The sequence below is a fragment of the Hallella faecis genome (assembly GCF_018789675.1).
GTDB lineage: Bacteria > Bacteroidota > Bacteroidia > Bacteroidales > Bacteroidaceae > Prevotella > Prevotella faecis.
Genome location: NZ_JAHKBE010000047.1, coordinates 1 through 23,381, shown reverse-complemented (window position 1 = coordinate 23,381; position 23,381 = coordinate 1). Strand labels below are relative to the sequence as shown.

The following is a 23,381-nucleotide window of genomic DNA, read 5'->3' as shown; positions in this document are numbered from 1 at the left end:
GTTAATTAACTCCTTCATTTTCAAACGATTACGTTAGAATTAACAGAGTATTGTTTTATACTGTTCGATAGAAAACTCCACATTGATGAAGTGCGGCTTTGTGAATTAGTCCCCAATCATGTGCATATTAGTTCGCATCGTATGAGAAGTGGATATTATAAAGACTATCTTCGTTCAATTAGGAAAACTAAGAATAAATGGAAAACGAAAGAAAAAGGACGCCAAGTGGCTATGTTTGGGATTCATGTTCGCTAAAGTTCGACTTACGTCTAATGGGAGTAAGCTGGAGCATGAGTTTGACCATGCAATGGATGACATCGATAATCATAAGAATCACGAAAGTAGAAAAGAAAGGCTGGATAATCAATATGATAATGGAGAACAACGACGGGTTATTACAGGCAGTGAGGCTGAAACTGCAAGAAAACTGGGTCAGGGAATTAGGTATGACCATTATGGAACAGCATATATAGATAAAGATCCTAGGTTTGTAAAATAATATTATTTGATATGAAAAAAGGTGTTTTGATAATCATGTTCATGCTATTGACCTTTTGTGGCTGCCACAGAACTCCAAAAGGGCAGGTTGGCGCAGTTTTTTCTCCCGGGTACACAGATGGTTGCCTTTTAAACACCAGAATTTACGATTCTGTCAAAGAGGTGAGTAGCACTTATTGGGTGTCGTCAAGTGATTATGCGTTTCTTAACAATTGTCTCACAAAGACTAGGAAAGACGCAAAGCAGAAAGTCATTTCTCCCTATATATTTATAAAGTTGGATGGCGTTTTGTATGTTCTTGGGAGTAATCGTGTAGTGTTAAAAGGACATGAGACATTTTCAATATCACAGAATGATGAGTATAGAATAAAGTGCATGTTTCATTATTATGATTATCAAGATGATTGCTTTTTACCCGAAATGGAGGAAATTAGACGTTTTGGTGTCCCGTCTAATAGACATTTCGTTGCTATAGATCCTAAAAAACCAACAAAGCCTTTTGTGAAAGTTGTCCTTGAGTATTGATTAAAGCAAAGCATTGTTGCTGGCGAGTGAAAGCTTTAAACAAGTCCATTGCAGAATTAAGTATGCACTAAATTTATTTCGCCAACGGGTAACCCGATGTCATAATGGATTTCGTCTAACCACTATTACTATAATTTTGGACTGTTTGGCAAGATGTGTTTCCAAAATAATGATTATCTTTGCAGAAAGATTGTAAATCAGAAGATAAAGTTGAATATAGACAATTTCTACAAGGCTCGCTATGTGCTGAGCAAGATTATTCGTCGCACCGATCTGGTGCACGCCCCCAAGATCAACCCCGAGTGTGATGTCTACCTGAAGCCCGAGTGCTTGCAAAAGACAGGATCGTTTAAGATCAGAGGTGCTTACTACAAGATTTCGCAACTCTCAGAGGAGGAACAGAAAAAAGGCGTGATCGCCTGCTCGGCTGGCAACCATGCGCAGGGCGTGGCACTTGGTGCCACATCGATGGGCATCAAGTCGCTTATCTGTCTACCCGAGGGCGCGCCAATCAGTAAGGTGGAGGCCACCAAGAAGCTCGGCGCTGAGGTGTGCCTGGTGCCAGGGGTATATGACGACGCATTCCAAAAGGCCTTGCAATTGCGCGATGAGCACGGCTACACCTTTATTCACCCCTTCGATGATGAGAATGTCATTGCCGGACAGGGAACCATCGGTCTCGAGCTGCTCGACCAACTGCCCGACGTGGAAGCTGTGGTGGTGCCTGTGGGTGGCGGCGGACTGATCTCGGGTGTGGCATACGCCGTGAAGTCGCTCAACCCCAACGTGAAGGTCTATGGCGTGCAGGCCAGTGGGGCTCCCAGTATGGTGAACAGCCTTCACGACCACAAGCAGGAGAAGCTCGCCAAGGTGTCGACCATCGCTGATGGCATTGCCGTGAAAGAGCCGGGATCAGTTACGTTCGACATCTGTTCGCGCTATGTCGACGACATAGTGACTGTCAGTGAGGATGAGATCTGCGCTGCCATTCTCCACCTCATCGAGAGCGAGAAGATGGTGGCTGAGGGCGCTGGAGCAGCCAGCGTGGCCGCCGTGATGTTCAACAAGGTGCCGGTGAAGGGCAAGAAGACCATCTGTGTGGTGAGTGGTGGCAACATCGACGTGACCATCCTGAGTCGCGTCATCAATCGTGGACTGGCCAAGAGCGGGCGCATCTGCACGCTCATCATCGAACTGGCCGACAAGCCTGGGCAGTTGCTCAAGGTGTGCCAGGTTATCGCAGCCCAAGGCGGAAACATCGTCAGCGTGTATCATGAGCGCAACAACGACAGCAAGAAGGTCACCGACTGCGTGCTGCGCCTGTCGGTCGAGACCAAGAACCAGGAGCATGTTGAGAGCATCACTAAGGCTCTTACCGACAACGGACTGAAAATCAGGGAAAACATTTAATTAACCCTTATATAATATCAACTATGCAAGCAATTCACACAGAAAAGGCTCCTAAGGCCATCGGTCCTTACAGCCAGGCTATTAAGGTAGGCAACCTCGTGTTCGCATCGGGCCAGGTGCCCATCGTGCCCGCCACGGGCGAGTTTGTGGAGGGTGGCATCAAGGAGCAGACACGCCAGTCGCTCACCAACGCAAAGGCCATCCTTGAGGAGGCCGGCACAAGCCTCTCGAAAGTGGTTAAGACCACGGTGTACCTCTCCGACATGGCCAATTTCGCTGCCATGAACGAGGTCTACGCTGAGTTCTTCACACAGCCTTATCCCGCTCGTTCGGCTGTGGCTGTGAAAACATTGCCCAAGAACGCGCTGGTCGAGGTGGAGTGCATCGCTGAGCTCTAAGCCGGATGGGCCCTCACAACGCATGAGAAAGGCCACCGCCGCTTCTTTGTGAAGCGTGCGGTGGCCTTTTCGTTTTGTCTTGGCAATAACGGTGTGCTTACCCTTTTTTCATGCGCATGTTGAGTTGGAAGAGGCAGGGCAAGATGATGCAGACGGAGAAGAACAGCCCCATGCCCAAAGAGTGGCTGCTACCGTGGAAAAGGTCGATGAGCTTCCCGTCGCCCAGTTGGGGCATCAGGTTGAACATAAGATAAGCCACGGTGTTGTTTACCCAATGGAACAATAGGCCCGGCAGGATGGAGCCCGTGCGATAGTACATCCAACCCAACAACAGGCCGATGGGCAGGGCGTGTGCAAACTGTGCCGTATTGAAGTGGATGGCGCCGAAGAGCACTGCCGAGATGAGGATGGCCCACCAATGTGACTTTTGCGAGAACAGGTTCAGCAGGGTGCGTAGCACAGCACCGCGAAACACCATCTCCTCAGCCACTGGGCCGAGTATACCTACGGCCAGATAGCCTGTGGGCTCTTTCATGATGCTCTGTAGGAGTTGTTCGGTGGCGCTGGGCATGGATGTGGGCAACTGCTCGATGATCCACTCGGAGGGCAGGATGGTGCCTACGGCCAACATGCCCACCCAGGCCAGTGTGGTCCAAGGATGGGAGGCCAGCCACACACGCGACACGGGTGCCCAACGGTATAGCTTGAAGAGAATGATGGTAAGCAGGCTGCTCGCCACCATGTTGGCCACGAGCATCTTGGTGGGCATGGTCATTGTGCCATGGGCCAAGGCTTGTGCGATGGCTGCCCACGTTTGGCCCTCGTGCCAGAGGCTTACGACGCCGAAGATAACGTTCGTCAGCAGCTGGATAACCACGAAGGCTATCATATAAAATATAATGTCGAGTGTACTGTGAGTGATTTTATTCATGTTCTAAGTCTTTTTCAAATTGTTGCCCCACCATCTTTTCATCCTCCTTGAGTTGTTCCACGAGTTGGGTTACATTGTCAAATTTGCGCTCCTCTCGGATGCGGTGCACGAACGACACCATCAGCATGCGTCCATAGATATCCTCGTTGAAGTTGAAGATATAGGTCTCAAGGGTTCGCTCATCGCCTCCGAAGGTGGGCCGTGTGCCAATGTTCATCATGGCTGGTTTGTAGGCCAGGCTGCGCTCCAAACGCACCTTGACGGCGTACACGCCCCCTCCGGGTATGAGCTGACCGAAGTCGGAGGTGTCGAGGTTGGCCGTGGGGAATCCTATGCGGCGCCCCTCCTTGTGGCCGTCGACCACCTTGCCGGCGATGGTGTAGGGATAGCCCAGGCACTGGTTGGCCAGTTCGATCTCGCCTTCCTTTACGAAGGCCCTCACCACCGACGAGCTGACGTTGACGCCATTGAGTGTGAACGCCTGGTTGTGGATGACCTCGATGCCCAGTTCACGGCCGTAGCGCACATAGTCGTCGAACCCTTCCGAGCGGTTGTGGCCGAAGCGGTTGTCGTAGCCGATGATGAGCTTTCGCACGTTGAGGCGGTCGCGCAGAATCAGCGCCATAAAGTCGCGCGCCGACAGGCTGGCCATCGCCTCGTCGAAGTGGAGTAGGGCGGTGGCGTCGACCCCCGTCTTCGAGAGCAGCAGCAGCTTGGAGTCGAGCGTGGAGAGCAGTTCGGGCTGGTAGTCTTTGCGCAGCACCTGCCGTGGATGGCGGTCGAAGGTCACCACAAGCGATTGCAGGCCCGAGTGGGCTGCCTCCTGTCGCACGTGGCTGATGAGAAACTGATGGCCGCGGTGCACACCGTCGAAAAAGCCGATGGTGGCCACGCTGGGCTCCAAGGGTGCGGTGTTGTCGTTGAGGTATATTGTTTTCATGTCTTAAGGTTTCAATACGCTAAATTTACGGTTGCACCAACGTTTCCAGGCGCGCCACAGTTCGCCGGCCCACAGCACCACCGAGGTGCCCACGGTGATAGCGCCCCATTCCTCGAACGAGAGAGGCAGCGTGCGGAACATCTTGCCGCCAAAGGTGACGATGATCCATTGGCCGATGAACACCAGCGCCAGTACTAGCACCAATCCGCCGTCGCGCCAGAAATAGCGGAAGGCCGAATAGTCGGATCCAAGACTCTTGGCGTTGAAGAGGTTCCAAAACTGCAACATGACGAAGGTGGTGAAGAAAAGCGTCAGCTCATGCACATCGACCACGCTACCTGCTCCGTGGCGCTCACACCAGATGAGAAACATGAACATGCCCAGAAAGAACACCATGCCACAGAAGAGAATGCCGCGGGCCATGGGACGACTGATGATGAAGTCGGTGTCGCGGCGCGGCTTGTTGCGCATCACCTCGTGTGAGGGAGGCAACGACGCCAGGGCCATGGCGGCGAAGGTGTCCATGATGAGGTTCACCCAAAGTATTTGGGTCACCGTGAGCGGCATCTCCGTGCCGATGATCGAACCACCGAGCACCAGCAACAGCGCCGAGAGGTTCACCACGAGTTGGAAGTAAAGAAAACGCTGTATGTTTTTGTAAAGCGACCGTCCCCACATCACCGCGTTGGCGATGGCGTGGAAGCTGTCGTCGAGCAGCGTGATGTCGGAGGCTTGCTTGGCCACCGAGGTGCCCGATCCGAGCGACAGGCCCACGTGGGCGTGGTTTAGGGCTGGCGCGTCGTTGGTGCCGTCGCCCGTCACCGCCACTACCTCGCCATGGCGTTGCAGCATCTCCACAAGGCGCTGCTTGTCGGTGGGACGTGCACGCGACATGACACGCAGAGCCATGCAGCGCTTGAAGGCTTCCTCGTCGCTGAGGCTGGCCCATTCGGTGCCGGTGATGTGCCAAGTGGCTTCCTCGCGCTCGCCATGGGCTGGCCATACGCCAATCTGACGGGCTATCTCGATGGCTGTGGCCGACGTGTCGCCCGTCACCACTTTCACTTGGATGCCTGCGCGTTGGCACTCGGCCACGGCGGGCGGTACGTCGGGGCGCACGGGGTCGCTGATGGCCACCACGCCTTGCAGCGTGAACGGTTCGTCGCCGGTGGCGTAGGCGAAGGCCAGGGTGCGCATGGCCTGCTGCTGGTAGTGGGCCAGCACCTCTTCGGCGCGTTGGCGCTCAGGGGCGTCGGGAGTGCACATGTTGAGCACAATCTCTGGGGCGCCCTTCACGAAAGTCATTGTTTTGTCGCCCATGTCCACCGTTGTGAGCATGTATTTCTTCTCGGTGCTAAACGGCTGTTGGCTCACCACCTTGTATTGCTGGCGCAAAGTGGCGTAGTGCTTGTCATGGTCGCGAAGCCACAGCAGCAAGGCGCCTTCGGTGGGATTGCCCACCACATTCTCGCCGTCGAGCTCGGCGGTGGAGTTCACGGCCATGGCAACGTTGAGCAGCAACTCGCTGTTGGGATCGGATGGATTGGCAGGGGTGATGTGGTCCACACGCATCTTGTTTTGCGTCAGCGTGCCGGTCTTGTCCGTGCAGATCACGGTGACGGCGCCCATCGTCTCTGAGGCGTGCAGTTTGCGCACGAGGACGTTCGACTTCAGCATGCGGCGCATGTTGAGCGCCAAGGCCAGCGTCACCGCCATGGGCAAGCCCTCGGGTACCGCCATCACGATGAGTGTCACGGCCATCATGAAGTAGTTGAGCACGATGTGCATCATGCCGAAATAGTCGTTGCCATGCCAGATGCTATTGGTCAGAATGTCGTGAACAAGAAAGATGACGAAGGCTGCAACCGACACGATGGTTCCGATCTTCGAGATGAGCTTGGCCAACTTGTCGAGTTGGATGTTGAGCGGTGTTTTTACTGAGGTGCTCTCAGTCGACTTTTGCGCCACCTTGCCAATCTCGGTGGCGTCGCCCACGGCGGTCACCACAGCTGTTCCACGTCCGTTCATCACCATGGTGGAACGCAGGATGACGTTGGGCGGATAGGCCTCGTTGCCCTCCTTGGTGGCGTCGATGCTCTTGGTGGTCAGCGGCTCACCCGTCAGGCTCGACTCGTCGACCTGCAGGTTGACAGCCTCCACCAGTTGGGCGTCGGCGGGAATCTCGTCGCCCACCTCCACGAGGATGATGTCGCCCACCACGACCTCTCGTCGTTTCACCTCCGTCACACGACCATTGCGCCGAACCTTCACCCGTTGGTCTTCGTTCATGGCCGTGAGCACGTTGAAGCGCCGGGCGGCGTCGCACTCAAAATAGAAACCCACCGTTGTGGCGATGACCACCGCCAGGATGATTCCGAGGGTCTCCATGAAATCCCGTTCGATGAAGGCCAGCAGCAAAGAGACGAGCGCTGCCACAAGAAGTATTTGGATGATGGGGTCGTGGTATTTGTCCAAGTAAAGCTTCCAATAGGAAGTGCGGCGCGGGGGTGTCAGCACATTCTCGCCGTGCTGGCTGCGACTGGCTTCCACTTGAGCGTCGCCCAAGCCTTGTAAATTCACGTTTTCGGATGATGATGTGTTCATTGCACAATGTTTTAGGGAATACGTCCAGGCGTAACGCCCGCTGCGCATTCGTCTTTGCAAAGTTAGCTATAATACATAGAAAAGGCTACATCCTTAAACGATATTTAGCTACTTTTTGCAAAAAATATTTGGAGTTTCCACCGAAACGCCGTACCTTTGCAACACTAATAGTATGCGATTGGTGCATTCGGGCTGTCGGTTTACGGCAAATCGTCTTCCCTTTTCGCCTTCAAACGGACTTGTAGCTCAGTTGGTTAGAGCAACAGACTCATAATCTGGAGGTCCCTGGTTCAAGCCCAGGCTGGTCCACTTTAATAATCAAGCACTTACAGAGTTTCTGTAGGTGCTTTTTCTTTTTCTCGGAAAACAATGGGAAAACACATTGCTTTTGAAAACTCCATGATTTTTCAATAAGCTTGACATCATACCATTCCAAGTAAAGCATGTAAATAAGGTTTCTCCGAGTATCAAAACAACTTGGGAAAACAACAATTATATAGAGAAACAAAAGCCACAAGATTCTTTTTAGGGTTTGAGGCTTATGTGCTTTATGGCATTACGCTCCTTGAAGTTCTCCTGTCTTTTTCTCCATAAAACCATGCACTTTCGTTAACGACTGCTAAGAAACCATACATAAAAAACTCTCTCTATTTTTGGCGCATAGCATCTATGATGTTCCTTTATACCAAACGAACTACCTTTGCCAACGGATTATCTATCACGGAAATTCAAAAATGGTTCATGAGCCAACAACAGATGTTTAATCGGAATGTCAGGAAGTACAACTGTCGGACCACAAAGCAAAAATTGTATGACAAGACTCGTTACAATAGAACAATTGTTAGAGAAGCCTGTCTGCATGATGTCGGGAGAAGAATTTGTTTTGCTCCTCCAAAATGCAGATAAAGGAACGGCAAAGGCACCTGCCGAGGTGGTGCAAGAGAGACATTATGAGCATGGTATTGCTGGAATAGCCAAGATATTCGGTTGCAGCATTCCTACGGCTAATCGTATCAAGAAAAGCGGAGTGATAGCCCCTGCCATCACTCAGGTTGCTCGTAAGATAGTGGTTGATGTAGAATTGGCTTTGGAACTTGCCAAAAAGGCAGGCGACTTTACTTCTATAAGAAAGTAGTATGGAAGAAGATTGGAAAGACAACCTAGTCACCGACAGCAAAGGGAATGTGTCAAAGACCATTAGCAATCTCAGAATGATTTTCACGCATGACGAAGACCTCCGCCAAATTCGCTTTGACACCTTTTGTCAAGACGACATTTCCTTTTCGCCTTTGTTCCGCAATGTCAATGGGAACAAGGTGGATGAAGAATCCGTAGGAAAGATTCAAGACTATTTGGAGCAGAACTATGACTTACGCCTCACACAGAACAAGGTGTTTGAGATATTGAAGACCACGGCTTCCGAGCGCAACTTCAACCCAGTGCAAGACTACATCTGTAAGGAGAAATGGGATGGCACACCTCGCATTGAAACTGCCATCATTGATTACCTCGGTGCGGAAGACACACCACTCATCAGAGAACAGACCAAGTTGTGGTTTGTGGCAGCTGTTGCGCGTGCCTTTGAGCCTGGTTGCAAGTTCGACAATGTGCTCACTTTGCCAGGACCACAAGGTATTGGCAAAAGCACGTTCTTCAAAGTTATTGGAGACAGATGGTTCAACGACTCTTTTTCGTTCGCAAGTGGTGACAAGGAAAAGGTTGAGACTATCACGAATGGTTGGATTATCGAGATAAGTGAGCTAAACGGTATGAAGCGAGCCAATGATGCAGAGGCGGCAAAGGCTTTCCTTAGCCGTCGTAGCGACTGTATGCGCCCTGCCTATGGCCGCAAACCTATAGAGTACTTGCGCCACAATGTTTTTGCAGCCACCACAAACGAGACCAACTTCCTGCAAGGCGATAATGGCAATCGTCGTTGGTGGATAGTACCTGTTCAAGGCAATGGTCATGTCTCCGACTGGCTCTCAATCTTGCAGTCTGCGGTGCATCAACTATGGGCAGAGGCATATACCTATTATAAGAGAGGCACGAATCTCTATTTGTGTCCAGAATTGGAGGCAAAAGCGAACGATGTGCAAATGTGCCATTCAAGCATTCTCAACGATCCTATTCTTGATGACATCAAGCTCTATTTGGAACGCCTTGTTCCAAAAGCTTACGACACATGGAGCATTCCCATGCGTGCAGCCTATCAGAAAGGTGCATATACCGAAGCAACACCTAACAGCAAACCAGAGGTGCTGCTAAACATGGTATGTGCAAGACAGATTATCGAAGAGTTGCCCAACGACCTTGTACGTAGGAATCCTGCCAAGTACACAGCCCAGTACATCAACCGCCTCATGTCATTGGTGGACGGATGGGAGCGCAGCGAGCAGGAGAAGGTTAAGGGATTGCACCCTTCATACTGCGACAAGACAGGACGGGCGAAGCACCCATGGGTGAGAATAAGTGTTCAACAAGAAGAACAAAAGGGAAAAGAAGAAAATTGGCTGTCAGAACTACCATTCTGACCATCTCCTTTCTTTTATTTCATGTCCCTTTGTCCCTAATATTTTCCTATAAAGGCTAAAAATAATAGTGTATAGGATAAATAAAGGATTTGTACCCTTAACCGAGGGACAGCTTGGGACATACGTTCGCTTGGCATCGCATTTTACAGATGCCAAAGCCACTATCGAGTGATGAAAAAAGATTTTTTCTTTCCCTTTCTTTTCGCCAGCAACCAATCTTTATGGATATATCACCACAGAGTCTGTACCTCCGTTTGCCGTAGGCTTTTTAGGAGGTCTAAACAAGAAGTACCAGTGTCTGACGGTTTTGCTTCGCTTGCCGCTTCCTACTGGCATCCTTGAATGTTCGCAGGCTCACATTGGCAATCCTTTTATACCAGAGTATCATTTTCAACAACGCATTTACAATGACAGAAGATAAAGACAACTACAAAGAGAAGACTTCAATGAAGAGATCTCCTAAAGACAGGCATATTGATGTTCGTTTCACAGAAGACGAGTTTAACCGTGTATTGAAGAATGCCCAATTGTCGGGAAGAAGTAAGAGCATCTATCTCCACGACATTGCCATTGGGCATAATCCCTCTTTACCCATGACTGCTGAACAACAAGAAGCCTTGAAAGGCTTGACTGGTGCAAGAGCAGAATTGGTTTACGTGCGCAATGCGCTTCACGCCTTGCCACAAGCAGAGCGGAAGAAACTCTTCAAGAGAGCAGACTTCATGGAGCGTTGGCTTCAAGGTGTCAACGACATCATCAGGGAATGGAGCCATATTAGAGACAGATTTTTAGACATGATATGATATCAAAAGCATCAGCCATTCAGCATGGTCAGGCAATGACCAATTATGCAACAAAGAACAATCGTGCAGACATCGTCAAGACCAACCATCTTAGCGAAGGTCTGCCTCCTATGGGCATGTGGGATGAGATGGTTCTGCATCAGTCCATGTTCAAGCAGAGGTATGTCAAGAAACCCATCGAACTGACCTCCATACGTTTTGAACTTTCCCCGTCTGAGGAAGAAGCACGAAACTGGAATCTGGATGATTGGCAAAGATGCCTTAATGAGTTCATCCATGAGATAGACAATATCTCAAAAGTGAACCATATCGGCAAAAGAAAAGGTAAGTCTGCAATATCAGTAAAACCTACCAATATAGCCAACTCACAGTATTTTGCAGCTCTGCACCATGACTCCAAGAGTGGTATTCCCCACCTGCACCTGGTGGTGAACCGCCTTGACATGGACGGCAATCTCAATGATGTGAAGTTCATCGGTGAACGTGCCGTAATGGCAGCGAAAGCCGTCAATCTGCATCATGGATGGAAAGACGCTATGGATATTCGCAATCAGCGTATTGTAGAGGTAACTAACGCCTGCATGAATGTGTTGAGTTCCATGTCTGCCTTTGACTGGAATGTCTATACCGACAGATTGAGGTCAAAGGGGTACAACATTGAGTTAATCCGTGACAAGACAAATCAAGCAAAGGTGCATGGGTATCGCTTCAAATTTGGTAGAACGACCATCAAGGCATCTGAACTGGGCGTTGGCAGAAATCTCACGGCATCGAAAATAGAGAGCACTTTCCATAGGCTGCATCCACAAGCGTTTCCTATTAGTCAAAGGTCATCTGCCTTTGTGCCAAATCCAACAACAGAAGAAGGTCGGGATGTAGCCAAGCCAAGTGGTTTGTCTCATCCTTACAATGTGGTTCAACCAAAAGGCTCTCCTTGTTTCAGAAAGGTGCTGCAAGTTGATGGCAAGCACTTCAATATACAGATGCTAACTATAGCATACGATGCGATGAACAGTTGTATCAAAGTTCCCGAAAATGGATCTGCAAGTCATAATGACATTATGAATGTGGCGATGCTGCTCTTTATGGGCTACCTTGATGCTGCCACCAGTATGTCGGAGTCGTGTGGTGGCGGTGGTAGTCCAGGCAGTAGTTGGGGACGTGACAAGGACGAAGATGACCGTGACTGGGCAAGACGTTGCGCAATGCAAGCCAATTGGCTCTGCAAACCGATAAAGAGAAGTCGTAGAAGATAACATTAAAACACTTATCAGTATGGGAAGAAACAAGAAAGATGCAGCACAGGATGTGCTAACCCTGTACAATCAGATGCAGGAAGACGAAATCATTGAGAGTGGCAAGGAGGAAATCCACGCCACCCTCAATGAAATTGAATCAGCAAAGGAAGCCCTTTCTTCAGTAATAAAGGAACTTACAGAAGCCAATCGTACAATGAGATTAACAAAAACCGCTCTTATGGCTGTCCAAAAGAGTACGGAGAATATCGTTGACGGAATCTGCAATGCTATTGTCAAGGCAGAACAAAGCAACCTCAAAGTAGGTATCAACGATGAAGGACTTGCACAGTTGAATGAGCGGAACGATGCCGCCATTTCAGTCTTCAAGCAAGCTCTCGATGAACATGAAAAGCGAATAAATGTCCTATTCGCTCACCAACAGAAAGAACTAAAGCGCATCCGAAACATTGAAGAAGGCGCTTACTTCAATGGTCGCACCTATGCTTGGATGTTCGGCTTGGCTTTTATAAGTTGGGCAATTATCCTTGTGGGAATCACCATCTGGATATGTATCAAACTTTTTTAGCAAACTTCAAAACATAAACATTATGACAGACAGCGAATATATCAAGACAAGAAAAGCAACTGCCGATGCCCTTATAAACTGGGCAAAAACTGGCATTAGACAGTTCGCCATGCGTGAAGCTGTAAACGACTATCTGGAGGTGAGCGGTGCAAACCGCTCCTCCATCAGTGGCGAAGAGGCCATCCTCGCACACAGAAAATAGCAGCCAACCGACTGGCGATTGACTGCATATATGTGTTGTCTAAAGAGGAACTATCCAAGGTGGATAGGGAATTGGAATGGATTGCAAGTGACTTTCTGATGTAAGACCTCGGAATAAGAAGATAAATGTATGACGCATCAGATGCGATGTCACTTTATCTTTATCTGAACTGTGTCATGCATTGGAGAATCCAGATATAAGAGTTCCATGTTTGTCTATTTTCCCAGTAATATTCTTAAACGGTTTTAAAATTTCTCTTCTCCATCTTATCATGAACTTCACGCAAGTTCTTCATTAATTCAATGACGGGGGCAGTGGTCTTCTCTGACTCAGGAATGATAGGGTCATCGTCCCACTCCAATGCATTTCTCGTAGGTTCGTGTGCCGATACTTTCCATGCATCAGTAATGATGACCCTTTTAAGCTCAATGGCCTCGCTAAAATCGATTTTCATGTTAACATGCATCTGGTCGTCAATTTCAACTGCCACCAGCTGGCATTTGTTAAGTTGAGAATATACCCGTTCAAAATTATCAAGATTCGACGTGTCTTTTGGGGTCATTGTATGTTTCCGGCACATCACAGCGACATATCGACCTACTGTAATCTTATCAAAAGGTATCTCTGGAGTAACACAAGCTCTATACCATGAGGGATGCGACTTGTCAATGCCTCTTATCAAATGCAGTTCTATACTTGGTTCACCCTTTGCTATTTTTTCTTTCCATTCATGGATGATTTTTCTGCCAGCCTCCAAGTTCTTGAATGCCAGGCCCACTATAGGTGGAGCAGCGAACCATCGGTCGTACATGAAGCACACACCCGTCCATCCTGCTTCTTCCCACCATTCCATAGTGCTGGAGATGCTGAATGTTTGTACGCCCAGTTGATTTGTATGTGGGTTCTGATCTGTTAATGTTTCTCCCTTTGTATCTGCCTTACATACATAGGACTTGTCATTTGCATGTTTCCATTGACGGATTGAATACTTGAACTTATCGCCAAGCACATTATACACTGAGTTGTTCAGTTCCATCATAGCAGTCACCCTGTCCATCAACTTTTCTTTTTCGTGTCGCTGAGCCACCAACTCTCCTACATCTGTGTTTGATACTGCATTAATGGACATGAAACATGCCATAAAGAAGGCAAAGCAACGCCAATATGTTTCTCCATCAAGAGAGTCGTGGTTCACTTTGAACACATATTTTGTTCCGTTTTCCCGGCTTTGCAGTTCGGTTTGTACCTTTTCTTCTATTTGGCAAATCAATTCTTGCAGTTGTCTGTTAAGTTCTGCATTACGAGCTGCAAGGCTGTCGGCTTGTTCCGACAATTGGCGATCCTGCACTTTCTGTTCGCTGATTACGTTTCTATTGACCGAATGAAGGATAGTGGTTGATACTGCTGGAGTTACTTCCTTTTTTTTGCCGAATATGCCTAAGAAACCTTTTCGTTTTGGCTTTTTGGACTGTTCCTGCACACTTTTCTGTACAATAACCGGAATTTGATTGGCTATCTTCTTGTTAATAGATTGTTGTTCATCCATTAACCGGACTATCTGGAACATCTGTCGTTCCTTATCCTCTAAAAGACTGCGCACACTATCGATGCGCTCTGCTGGATAGGTGGCCTTGAAACGGCAGAGCATACTGTCCATTGCCATACGCCGTGCATGGTAATGCTCGATATCTTTATCGTTCCATTCCAGTATTGTTTCACCCAATAGAGAAAATTTTATCATTTGAATATTGATATTGTTTATTTCTTTTCGGAGCTCGTCTATTTTTTTATTGCCAAGTTCTAATGCTTCTATCTCCTGCCATTCATAGAGGCTATTATATGCCATACATCCGATAAGAATGGAGATAAGTATATATCCCAACTGTATTGCCTTATAGAAATTTCCTGACCGCTCCATTATTTTGATGACATTGATTTTTGGAACATGAATAAAAGTTTATCTTTTTCGTTCATGCGGATATTATCAGAATAATCGCCTTTTGTTATTTGATACCCGCATGGCTTGACCATAAAAACGCCTAAGCCCTTAGTGTATGAACTTACTTCTGAGGCGTAGTCTTTACTTGTATTTAATGGAACTTTCCCTTTAATATGACACCACTCATTATTGCAACTGATGTCTTCAATCTCAGACATCATTTTTTGCAAATCTGTAATAGCTTTGGAACTTGCCGCTTGGGGTATCTGCAACTCAAAATAGAGCATCGGTTCGAGAATGTCCACACCTGACTGTTGCAAGGCCAGCCTGAAGACATAAGGGGTCAGCTGTCTGAAATCAGCAGGTGTACTTACCGGGCTATAATACTCGGCTTGAGTAAAAGTTACTTTCAGATCAGTCACTTCCCATCCATGTAAACCAGATTGGCAAGACATACGAATCCCTTCAAAAACGGCATTTTGAAAAGAATGGTTCAGATAACCATAGGAGATGTCACTTTCGATTTGCAACCCTGTCCCTAACGGCAAGGGTTCAAGCGTCAGCCCTATTGTGGCCCAGTAAGGGTTGGGTGGCACTTCGATCTGAATAATCTTATTGACCTTTTTTACAGGTCGTTCTTTGTAGATAGTCTTGATCTCATCAAAATGGACCTTTACGGAAAATCGTTCTTCCAGCAATGTCTGTATGATTTCCTTTTGTGTCAAACCATATAACGAGATTTCCAATTCATCACTATATGAGTTTATGGAAAAGGACAAAGACGGGTCTTCAATCCACAATGTATTCAGAGCGGATATCACCTTGCTTCTCTCTTCGGGCTTATTTGGCCGGACGGAGGATTTGAGAGCGGGATGCTGATGAGATAATCCTTGAATCAAACAAGGTTTAGCACCTAAATAATCTCCGATTCGAAAATCTTCTATATCTTCTACAATCGCGATATCATTGGCACCCACTTCATCAACATTTATCTCTCTGCCCTGATAAATAGTCTTTAGATTTTTAATCTTGATGAATTTTTCCGAATCGTTGATTCTTACAACGTCTCGAAGTCTCAGACTTCCGTCAATTATTTTAAGAAAACTTCTTTTATGCCCTTTGGGGTCATGCTCTATCTTATAGAGATAAGCTGAAAGTCTGTTTGAGACTGATGCCGGAGGAAGTATAAAAGAAGAAATGGCGTCCAACAACTCATTGATACCGATATTGAACATTGCTGATCCATGTAGCACCGGATAGACTTTGGCTTTTGCCACAAGAGCGATTATCGTATTCCAATAATCAGCCGGTGAAATTTCGCTATCCGCCAAATATCGTTCTAATATATCGTCGTCATGGTTGCATACAAATTCTTTGTATTCTTCCTTTATATATGTTTGGGAGCAAACCGGATAAACCGATCCATCGACAACAGTTTGCATAAACAGGACATCTTGAGACAGATTTGTTTTTATATCCAGATACAAACGCTCTAAATTCACACCGTCACGGTCAATTTTATTGATAAATATAATTGTCGGGATTTGCAGTTTTTGTAAAGTATTGAACAGCAACTTTGTTTGCGCTTGTATGCCTTCCTTTGCGGATAAGATGAGGACTGCTCCATCAAGCATTTTGAATGTCCGCTCCACTTCCGCAATAAAATCCATGTGTCCCGGAGTGTCAATGATATTGCATTTCACTCCATTCCAGATAATAGATGTCGTAGAAGCCCGAACAGTAATTCCTCTACGTTTCTCTATATCCATAGAGTCTGTTATGGTGTCACCATTATCCACACGGCCGCACTTTTCCGTTGCTCCACTGGCAAACAGCAGATTCTCGGTTACGGAAGTTTTTCCTGCATCAATGTGAGCAAGAATTCCTAAATTTATAATATTCATTTGGATTAAGCAATAATATACTACAATAGATGCATTGTCGAAACGCACCTTTTAATACCTCCTCGTAGCATGTGAGAACTACAGGATTACTAACTCGTATTAATATGTATATTATTACTGCCGCATAACGATTACAAAATTACACAAAAAAAATATATCTAACAAAAGTGGGAGGATTTTTTAACTTTCCTTAATTCCGCAACACTTTGATTTAACTTTATTTATAAGTACCTGAGCAACAAAAAGCTCTTGCTTTGGCAAGCGGCAGAGCCGAGCGGCTCAGGATTTTTCCATGTCAGATTTTTCACCTATCTTAGTGTTGCAAATCAAAACAAGCGTAAATCGTAACAAGACATGGCAAAGGTACAAATAAAATCTGAAAAGCTCACACCTTTTGGAGGAATTTTTTCAATAATGGAGCAATTTGACTCCAAAAAACAATATTACTTCTAAAATAAGAGAAAGGGCTATATCTTATGTCTACGACATAGATGTTTACATGAAATCACTTATTCTATTTTCTCAAACCCCTCAACCAACCCCGAAATAACTCTTCTCGCACGTTGCCACTTAGAGCTACTTGACACAGCAAACTTTTTATGATTGATTGTGATGAACGAATCAACCCTTTGGGCTGGGTCGTACTTGTATTCTCGACCAGAGAAATGATTTACAGCACGCAGGAAAGTGGCGAAAGATGTCTTTGAATCAAGGTGGTTGGTGCGCAAAAGTGCAGCCTTGATGTAAGCAGTCTCGTATTCATGCTCCATGTTGTTTAGGGCAACTAAGATGGTTTCTTTCAATGCTGTCTTATTTTCTGCTGTTAGGATATCATCAATACTCAGTTCTTCTTGCAGAATGGTTCTGCGTCCATGCTTCCCTTTTGTATTGGCAAGAGCATTCTTTATGGTCTGTCGAAATTCTATGTCCTCTATTTCCTTACTTTGTTTTGTCCATTCTGCTTTCTTGTCAAGACCTTGCGTAACGCTGGTTTCCACAAGATTTACTATAATTGTTTTGACACTTTCACGCACGATGGAAAGTTGTTTGTCGTTAAGACTTACTTTGCTCAATGCCGTTGCACTCTTGGGTAGTCCATGGTCAAAGCAGATATAATAGAGCGTACACATCAGCAATGTATTTCGTTCCTCAAAGATTTCTTCACGAAGACGGAAATACATTTCTGGGAGAGCATGAATGGCAGACAGCATTATTCGCTTTGATATTGTTGCAAGTTCTTCCGCTGTATGCCCTTTGCTAAAATTGAATACAGCCATTTGTACGAGGGAAGGCAACGAATCCCAAAACTCTTTAGCTGAGACATAAGGGATATAAAGATGATCGTCATCTTCCTCACTCATATCCTTGTCAACAAGACCATATTCCCTTATCAAGATTAGGTCTTCGTTTGTTTCATTCTTATCCCTACCAATAACTTCGGAATAGAAACCCAATCGCAGATAGCCAGTGAAAGCCATCATTTCATCGACAACACGTATAGCCACGGCTGTCTTTTCTTCATCTGACAGAACGGTATCTGTGTTGGACACAAATAGTTTCCGACACTCAATAAGCACGGATGTAGGCACATATTTCGCAGCCATTTTGAATATGCGTTCAATTTGGCTGAAATCGTTGCGCATCATCTTCATCATATCCAATGAGAAGCGTGAGTAATCCTCTTGGTGTTCCTGCTTCCAAAAATGCACTTTGTCAAGCGCATCCCTCATGGCGTTCTTTTTGAAATTTCTTATCTCCATCTGCTATGTTACTGCTATTAGGTGGCAATTTGAGAAAACGTTTCATTCACCCAACTGCTTCAACAAGAAATCTTCCAAGGTCTTTCTGTCTGGCAACTGGAGCATATAGGTGGAAACAAAGAGTTGGTTATCCATGCCAGCAAGGGCATACTCCACCATTTTCTTTCCCTTTCGTGTGCAGAGCAATATGCCGACAGGAGGGTTATCCCCTGGCTGCATCTCATTCTCCTTGTAATATGACACATAAGCATTGAGTTGTCCGAGGTTCTCATGCGAAAACTCCTCGTTCTTCAATTCGATGATAACACCACAATGCAGAATGCGATTGTAGAACACAAGGTCGGGGTAATAATACTCGTCATCGATAATGATGCGCTTTTGGCGAGCCTCAAAACAAAAGCCTTTGCCCAATTCGAGGATAAACTCTTGTAGATGGCTGATAAGCGCATTCTCCAAATCTTGTTCATCTATAATCTCCTGTGCTTTCAGTCCGAGAAATTCAAAGGTGAATGGTTGGCGTATCTGCAACGCAGCAGAGTCGTGTCCTTGCACAGAGGGCAGGGAAAGTATTTTCTCTGGGTTGTCACTAATACCAGTACGGAAATATAGGTTGGTGCTAATCTGACGGCGAAGTTCACGAACAGACCATGTACACTTGATACATTCCTGCTCATAGAAATAACGGGCAAGGGGGTCCTCTACACTCAGCATCTCTCTAATATGAGAAAAAGATAGGCGTGAGACCACTATTTCTGGTGGCGTTTGTAATTTATGCGACGCTGTCGCACAAATTACATCCGTCTTATTATCTGATGTTTTACAACTCAAAACGGCATTATCTCCAGATTTATTCGACACTGTCGCATAAATCTTATTTGGAACGAATAGATGTCCCATTTGCGGATATAGATTATAAAAGTTTCGAGACGTTTGGAATAAAGTGACATTGAGTCCTTTTCTATTCACTCGTTCCTCTAGTTTCTTCAGCAGTTGCGCTCCATATTCCGCCCTATCCTTACCATGTTGCTCAAACTCTATGATATAATATCCGATGAGCCAGTTGCGCATGGTCTGCATACGGTTGATAGCCCTTACTGCCGATGACTGAGCTGCATCGTGGGTCGTTTGAATGATGGATGCCAAGTCGCTGAAAGAGTGAAACGTTTTGCTCCAATCTTCAAAAGGAAGTTCTATTCCTTCGTGAGTGTATGTTGATATTTCGTTTGCCATGTTGCACCTTTTATATATTGAATGTGATTATTTTTTCATCAGAAGTTCCAGAAGCATTGCCGTCTTCTGTTCTTCTGTCATATTGTTTATGTCCTCCTCCGTTATCTTGGGCTCCAAATCAAGAAGTTTGCTGTTGTACTCAAACTGGGTTTCCAAAGGATATTGGGCAATATACCTATCCGTTATAGAGTGATTGGTGGAGTGCCCCATGCTTTCGGATATGTACCTCTGTTCTACACGTGCATGGGTAAGGTTCGTTCCGTAAGAATGTCTGCACCATGTTCCCGATGGGCGCACCTCCCAATGAAGCACATCCTGACAAATCTTGATGATTCGGTCCTGTACATTCGAGTTCTCTTGGGATATTCTCTTGCGCTTGTCGGCTTTCAACGTTGCACCTTGCAGAATGTCGGGGAAGACAAATCCGTCAAGGACAGGCTCGGCTGCAATCTCGTCAAGGATCCTTTGAAGTGGTGCTATGATAGGAATTATCACTTCTGAACCGCCTTCCGTGCGGTTGGTCGTCTTCACTCTTTTGAACTTGAATGCTTTTCTTCCTGTATCGAAATAATACTGAGAATAAGTCAGTTCTCCTGCATCGGCAAGGTTGAATCCATTACACAGATACTGGGCAAGGAATAGCCCCAATGAATAATGCGCCCTTTCGGCATATCCACTTTTCCATGTGTCGGGATAACGCTTCTCAATGAATACATGATACAACTCAGTCATTTGTTCCACTGTTAGATAGCAATGTTTTCTCGATTCTCCAACAGGAATAGACACCAACTTTTTCTTTTGGATATTGGAGAAAGGGTATTCCTGATTGGTGAGGTAACCCATAGACACGCACTCATTCCAAACGGCCCGACAAGAACGAAGGTATATTCCACGCGTAGTGTTGCTAATCTTGCCTACAATGTTGCCTGCTTCGTCCTTTACGCCATGCATCATGCCATTGTTCCAATATTCTATATCTTCCTTGTCGACCTTGAAGCCAACGACGGGTCTATCCCACATGATTCTCTGAAAGGACTTCAAGGCATACTCGTATGATTCTGCGGTGGTGCAACGCTCACCATTATTATCCGTGAGATAGAAATTAATCTTTTTCTCCCAAACGCCTATAAATGACGTTTCCTTTGTGGAATCCACTCCTGTAACAACAACCTTGATACGTTCGAGCGACAGACTATTGCCCAAACGTTCTATCATCTCGGTCTGAGCATCGAAGATGGCATCAAACTCCATCTTCTTTTCATAGAGTTCCGAGCGAACAGCCTTTGCACTCAGTGTGCAAACTCGCGCAAAATCCTCTTCGGTAAATTCGCCAGCGACAAAGTTATACCACGACTTTCTGTCTATGGTATAACGCATTGCGACAGGAAATGTATTCCTGTCTTTCTTCGGGTGACGCTTGTCAAGGATAAGGGCATAAGTACAACTTCCGTACCTTGCGCCCTTGTAAGTGGTGTCCAGTTTCTTTGCCATTTTACCAATAGTCTGTAGGTCTCAACTTGCCAATTATCTCAATTTCGGAAAACAATGGGAAAACAAACTTCCTCTTTTCTCGTCTAAATGCCCTGTATTCCGATGTTTATCGGGAAAACAATGGGAAAACAGAGTCGTTTTGATATGGGATTTCTTGGCATATCATAAACTATTGCAAAATTAATAAATCGTTGTGTATCAATGAAATCTACAGATATAAAAAATCATAAAACATCAATCTCTCAGACTCATAATCTGGAGGTCCTAGGTTCAAGCCCTAGCTGGTCCACAATGAAAATCAAGGAGTTACAAACACGTAACTCCTTTTTCTTTGCCTAATGGTGACCTAATGGTGACCGATTTGGAAGAAAACTTTCTTGAAATACCAATATAGCATTTCAAGAGATGACATGAGATAGTTAGACATTACAATAATTTTAGATGCGCCAAACATCAAGCAATATCATACTTCTATATTCTGTCACAAGTCACACTATCTACTGCCATTAAGAATTTTGGCAAGCTTAGGTGTATATTTCTCTAATAAGACGTAGATTGCAATGCAGATAGCAGCTTTAGCAAATGGCGTCGTGAGATAAGTGAATAAATTGATAGGGCTTAACCCCATCATCGTAAACACTTTGCATATGACTCGGTCATAGATACCCATGAACCAATTTGTATGGAATGCGTAGATAAAGAATACGCTATTGACTAAAACATGATGAACTCTAACTATGCCTGAGGCAATTAGTCTTGAGCCTATATTAAAGATACTGATAACTCCACTAATAACATAAATGCAATAGAAATAATGACCTATCTCGTTTCTATTACCTTGGTATATCGTTGCTAGTATCAAGGAAACAATAGCTACAATATAACATGGCTTCTCAAACTTTCTGAATTCGCAGATGAGATTTTTTCTGTTTATCGCTATATAGGCACCCCAACCAAAAAACAATATTGTAGAGGTGCCAAATCCTGCAAATGGAAGATTAATACTGCCAAAATACATAAGGAGAATAGGCAAAAAGAACCATACTCTAAGATTCTTAATTAGCCAATACAGAATAGGAGTAAACAATGAAATGACTATTAGATTACGCAAATACCATAGAGGTAGATTGTATGGTCCTGTTGAAATTACCGACGTGCCAAACCAACTATGGATATTGCCGCCCCAAACATTACAAGCCCAGAAGATATTGAGACCTCCATTATCTAGGAAGTACTGATAACAAAAATCAAAGTATTGTTGCCAACTCCAGCCATGTCGTATTATCATGTTAAGTTTCACTCCGTATATGACAAAAAGAGGAATTAGATTCCATAAAATATATGGGATCAACAATGTACGGAAGCGTTTTGATATCTTGCCTTTGAATATGCTGTATGTAAGATCTGGAGTCTTCATGAAGAACAAGAAGCCTGATATTACAAAAAAGCATGGTACACAAATATGAGTTAGTACCCAAGAAATCCAAATTCTAAAGTATTCACCAAGCAGCTCTGAACTAACACCTTCTATTATAAGTGGATAAGACTCAGAACTGAGTTGAGAGTTATGAATGAATATCACACATATTATCAAAGGAAATCTTAACCAACTGATGGTTTGTGACTGTAACTGGTACTTACGATCTCGATTATCACAGGAAGTTGATTGCATTGGTGTTTGCTATCGCATATACTTGCAGCAACCCATACAAGCGTGATCATAAAGGATATTCTATCGGGCATATATGAGAAAAGCGTGGGTCGCTGACTGTCACTCGTCCCACGACTCGAGGCCTTCGCATTGCCCAATCCTGTCGAACGAGCAACGCAGAAGCCCACGCCGATATGATATACTAAACCCACAGCACACCCCACCTTACGACAGGGTATACCATGAGCTAGATGTATACACATCCACAAGGCATCTACTGTTGCCTCGCTCTTGACAGGATCTGAAAGTTGCGAAGTTTCGAGTCGTCAAGAACAAAGCGTTAGTAAACGCTTTCCCATAAATGTCATCCACGTCTTTGGTTCATGCTTCTCGCCATATCGCCAGCGTGGATGCTGCAAAGGTACAAAATAAAAATTAATCCCCATGGATATGGTGCAAAAAAGTAATGCAGAGTATCTTCCTTTTCTATATGGCGAGCTTGCTCGCTGCAAATTTCTCTTATCATTAGCCAACCACTGTTAATCGCCCAAACAGGGCAAGAGTCAACGTTTTTCAAAACGCTAAGCCTAATTAGCGTTAACTCCAATTAACGGAATTAGGCCACCGAGTAACTACTCAGCACCCCTATAGAAGTAACTACTCAGCACCCCTATAGAAAACTTCTCGTTAATAAACCATAAACTTGATTTTGCTTATTTTCATCACTGTCACAAACT

18 protein-coding genes, 1 tRNA gene and 1 pseudogene are annotated in these 23,381 nt (G+C 45.7%); 11 read left to right on the top strand and 9 right to left on the bottom strand.

Features of this window, described 5'->3' with window-relative positions:
* Positions 1-148: 148 nt before the first annotated feature.
* The 4 genes from KM934_RS10160 to KM934_RS10145 all read left to right on the top strand — a co-directional run bounded on the left by KM934_RS10160 (position 149) and on the right by KM934_RS10145 (position 2,831).
* Positions 149-499 (top strand): hypothetical protein, encoded by a 351-nt coding sequence (locus KM934_RS10160; RefSeq protein ID WP_215760495.1) that lies wholly within the window; start codon positions 149-151, stop codon positions 497-499.
* 11 nt (positions 500-510) lie between these two features.
* Positions 511-1,023, top strand: coding sequence for a hypothetical protein (locus tag KM934_RS10155; RefSeq protein ID WP_215760494.1), 513 nt, complete (start codon positions 511-513; stop codon positions 1,021-1,023).
* Positions 1,024-1,233: 210 nt separating this feature from the next.
* Positions 1,234-2,433, top strand: a complete 1,200-nt coding sequence (ilvA, locus tag KM934_RS10150; RefSeq protein ID WP_394369504.1) for a threonine ammonia-lyase — start codon at positions 1,234-1,236, stop codon at positions 2,431-2,433.
* A gap of 23 nt (positions 2,434-2,456) precedes the next feature.
* Positions 2,457-2,831 carry a RidA family protein gene (locus KM934_RS10145; RefSeq protein ID WP_215760492.1) on the top strand — a complete coding sequence of 125 codons (375 nt, stop codon included), beginning with the start codon at positions 2,457-2,459 and terminating at the stop codon, positions 2,829-2,831.
* A gap of 97 nt (positions 2,832-2,928) precedes the next feature.
* On the opposite strand, the gene KM934_RS10140 is transcribed toward KM934_RS10145, so the two are convergent.
* Genes KM934_RS10140 through KM934_RS10130 form a run of 3 tightly spaced genes read right to left on the bottom strand, consistent with a single transcriptional unit; the run spans position 2,929 to position 7,306 of the window.
* Positions 2,929-3,762 (bottom strand): CPBP family intramembrane glutamic endopeptidase, encoded by an 834-nt coding sequence (locus KM934_RS10140; RefSeq protein ID WP_215760491.1) that lies wholly within the window; start codon positions 3,760-3,762, stop codon positions 2,929-2,931.
* Positions 3,755-4,702, bottom strand: a complete 948-nt coding sequence (locus KM934_RS10135; RefSeq protein ID WP_215760490.1) for a bifunctional riboflavin kinase/FAD synthetase — start codon at positions 4,700-4,702, stop codon at positions 3,755-3,757. Before KM934_RS10135 ends, KM934_RS10140 begins: the two co-directional genes overlap by 8 nt.
* Positions 4,703-4,705: 3 nt before the next feature.
* On the bottom strand, positions 4,706-7,306 hold the full coding sequence (locus KM934_RS10130; protein ID WP_215760489.1) for a calcium-translocating P-type ATPase, PMCA-type: 2,601 nt from the start codon (positions 7,304-7,306) through the stop codon (positions 4,706-4,708).
* A gap of 235 nt (positions 7,307-7,541) precedes the next feature.
* Between KM934_RS10130 and KM934_RS10125 the strand changes: the two genes are divergently transcribed.
* The 7 genes from KM934_RS10125 (at position 7,542) to KM934_RS13190 (ending at position 12,669) form a co-directional block, all read left to right on the top strand.
* Positions 7,542-7,615, top strand: a tRNA-Ile gene (locus tag KM934_RS10125).
* 502 nt (positions 7,616-8,117) lie between these two features.
* Positions 8,118-8,441, top strand: a complete 324-nt coding sequence (locus KM934_RS10120; protein ID WP_154577524.1) for a DUF3853 family protein — start codon at positions 8,118-8,120, stop codon at positions 8,439-8,441.
* A gap of 1 nt (position 8,442) precedes the next feature.
* Positions 8,443-9,840, top strand: coding sequence for a virulence-associated E family protein (locus KM934_RS10115; protein ID WP_154577525.1), 1,398 nt, complete (start codon positions 8,443-8,445; stop codon positions 9,838-9,840).
* 407 nt (positions 9,841-10,247) lie between these two features.
* Complete coding sequence (locus KM934_RS10110) at positions 10,248-10,643, top strand: plasmid mobilization protein (protein ID WP_154577526.1); 396 nt, start codon at positions 10,248-10,250, stop codon at positions 10,641-10,643.
* Positions 10,640-11,899, top strand: a complete 1,260-nt coding sequence (locus tag KM934_RS10105; RefSeq protein WP_154577527.1) for a relaxase/mobilization nuclease domain-containing protein — start codon at positions 10,640-10,642, stop codon at positions 11,897-11,899. The genes KM934_RS10110 and KM934_RS10105 overlap by 4 nt, the downstream gene beginning before the upstream one ends.
* Positions 11,900-11,918: 19 nt before the next feature.
* A complete protein-coding gene (locus KM934_RS10100; RefSeq protein WP_154577528.1) occupies positions 11,919-12,467 on the top strand; it encodes a hypothetical protein in 549 nt (182 codons plus the stop codon).
* A gap of 22 nt (positions 12,468-12,489) precedes the next feature.
* Positions 12,490-12,669: a hypothetical protein gene (locus KM934_RS13190; protein ID WP_252344965.1), complete on the top strand. Its 180-nt coding sequence runs from the start codon at positions 12,490-12,492 to the stop codon at positions 12,667-12,669.
* A 1,216-nt stretch (positions 12,670-13,885) separates the two neighbouring features.
* On the opposite strand, the pseudogene KM934_RS10090 reads toward KM934_RS13190, so the two are convergent.
* The 6 genes and pseudogenes from KM934_RS10090 to KM934_RS13345 all read right to left on the bottom strand — a co-directional run.
* Positions 13,886-14,587 (bottom strand): annotated as a pseudogene (locus KM934_RS10090) (hybrid sensor histidine kinase/response regulator); the annotation flags it as partial.
* Positions 14,587-16,512, bottom strand: coding sequence for a tetracycline resistance ribosomal protection protein Tet(Q) (tet(Q), locus tag KM934_RS10085; protein WP_215760488.1), 1,926 nt, complete (start codon positions 16,510-16,512; stop codon positions 14,587-14,589). The gene tet(Q) and the pseudogene KM934_RS10090, both read right to left, overlap by 1 nt.
* 509 nt (positions 16,513-17,021) lie before the next feature.
* A complete protein-coding gene (locus KM934_RS13185; RefSeq protein WP_225719378.1) occupies positions 17,022-18,272 on the bottom strand; it encodes a hypothetical protein in 1,251 nt (416 codons plus the stop codon).
* A 42-nt stretch (positions 18,273-18,314) separates the two neighbouring features.
* Positions 18,315-19,502, bottom strand: coding sequence for a PDDEXK nuclease domain-containing protein (locus KM934_RS10075; protein WP_154577530.1), 1,188 nt, complete (start codon positions 19,500-19,502; stop codon positions 18,315-18,317).
* A gap of 27 nt (positions 19,503-19,529) precedes the next feature.
* Positions 19,530-20,993 carry a tyrosine-type recombinase/integrase gene (locus KM934_RS10070; protein ID WP_154577531.1) on the bottom strand — a complete coding sequence of 488 codons (1,464 nt, stop codon included), beginning with the start codon at positions 20,991-20,993 and terminating at the stop codon, positions 19,530-19,532.
* 493 nt (positions 20,994-21,486) lie between these two features.
* A complete protein-coding gene (locus KM934_RS13345; protein WP_215760487.1) occupies positions 21,487-22,665 on the bottom strand; it encodes an acyltransferase family protein in 1,179 nt (392 codons plus the stop codon).
* Positions 22,666-23,381: the final 716 nt, after the last annotated feature.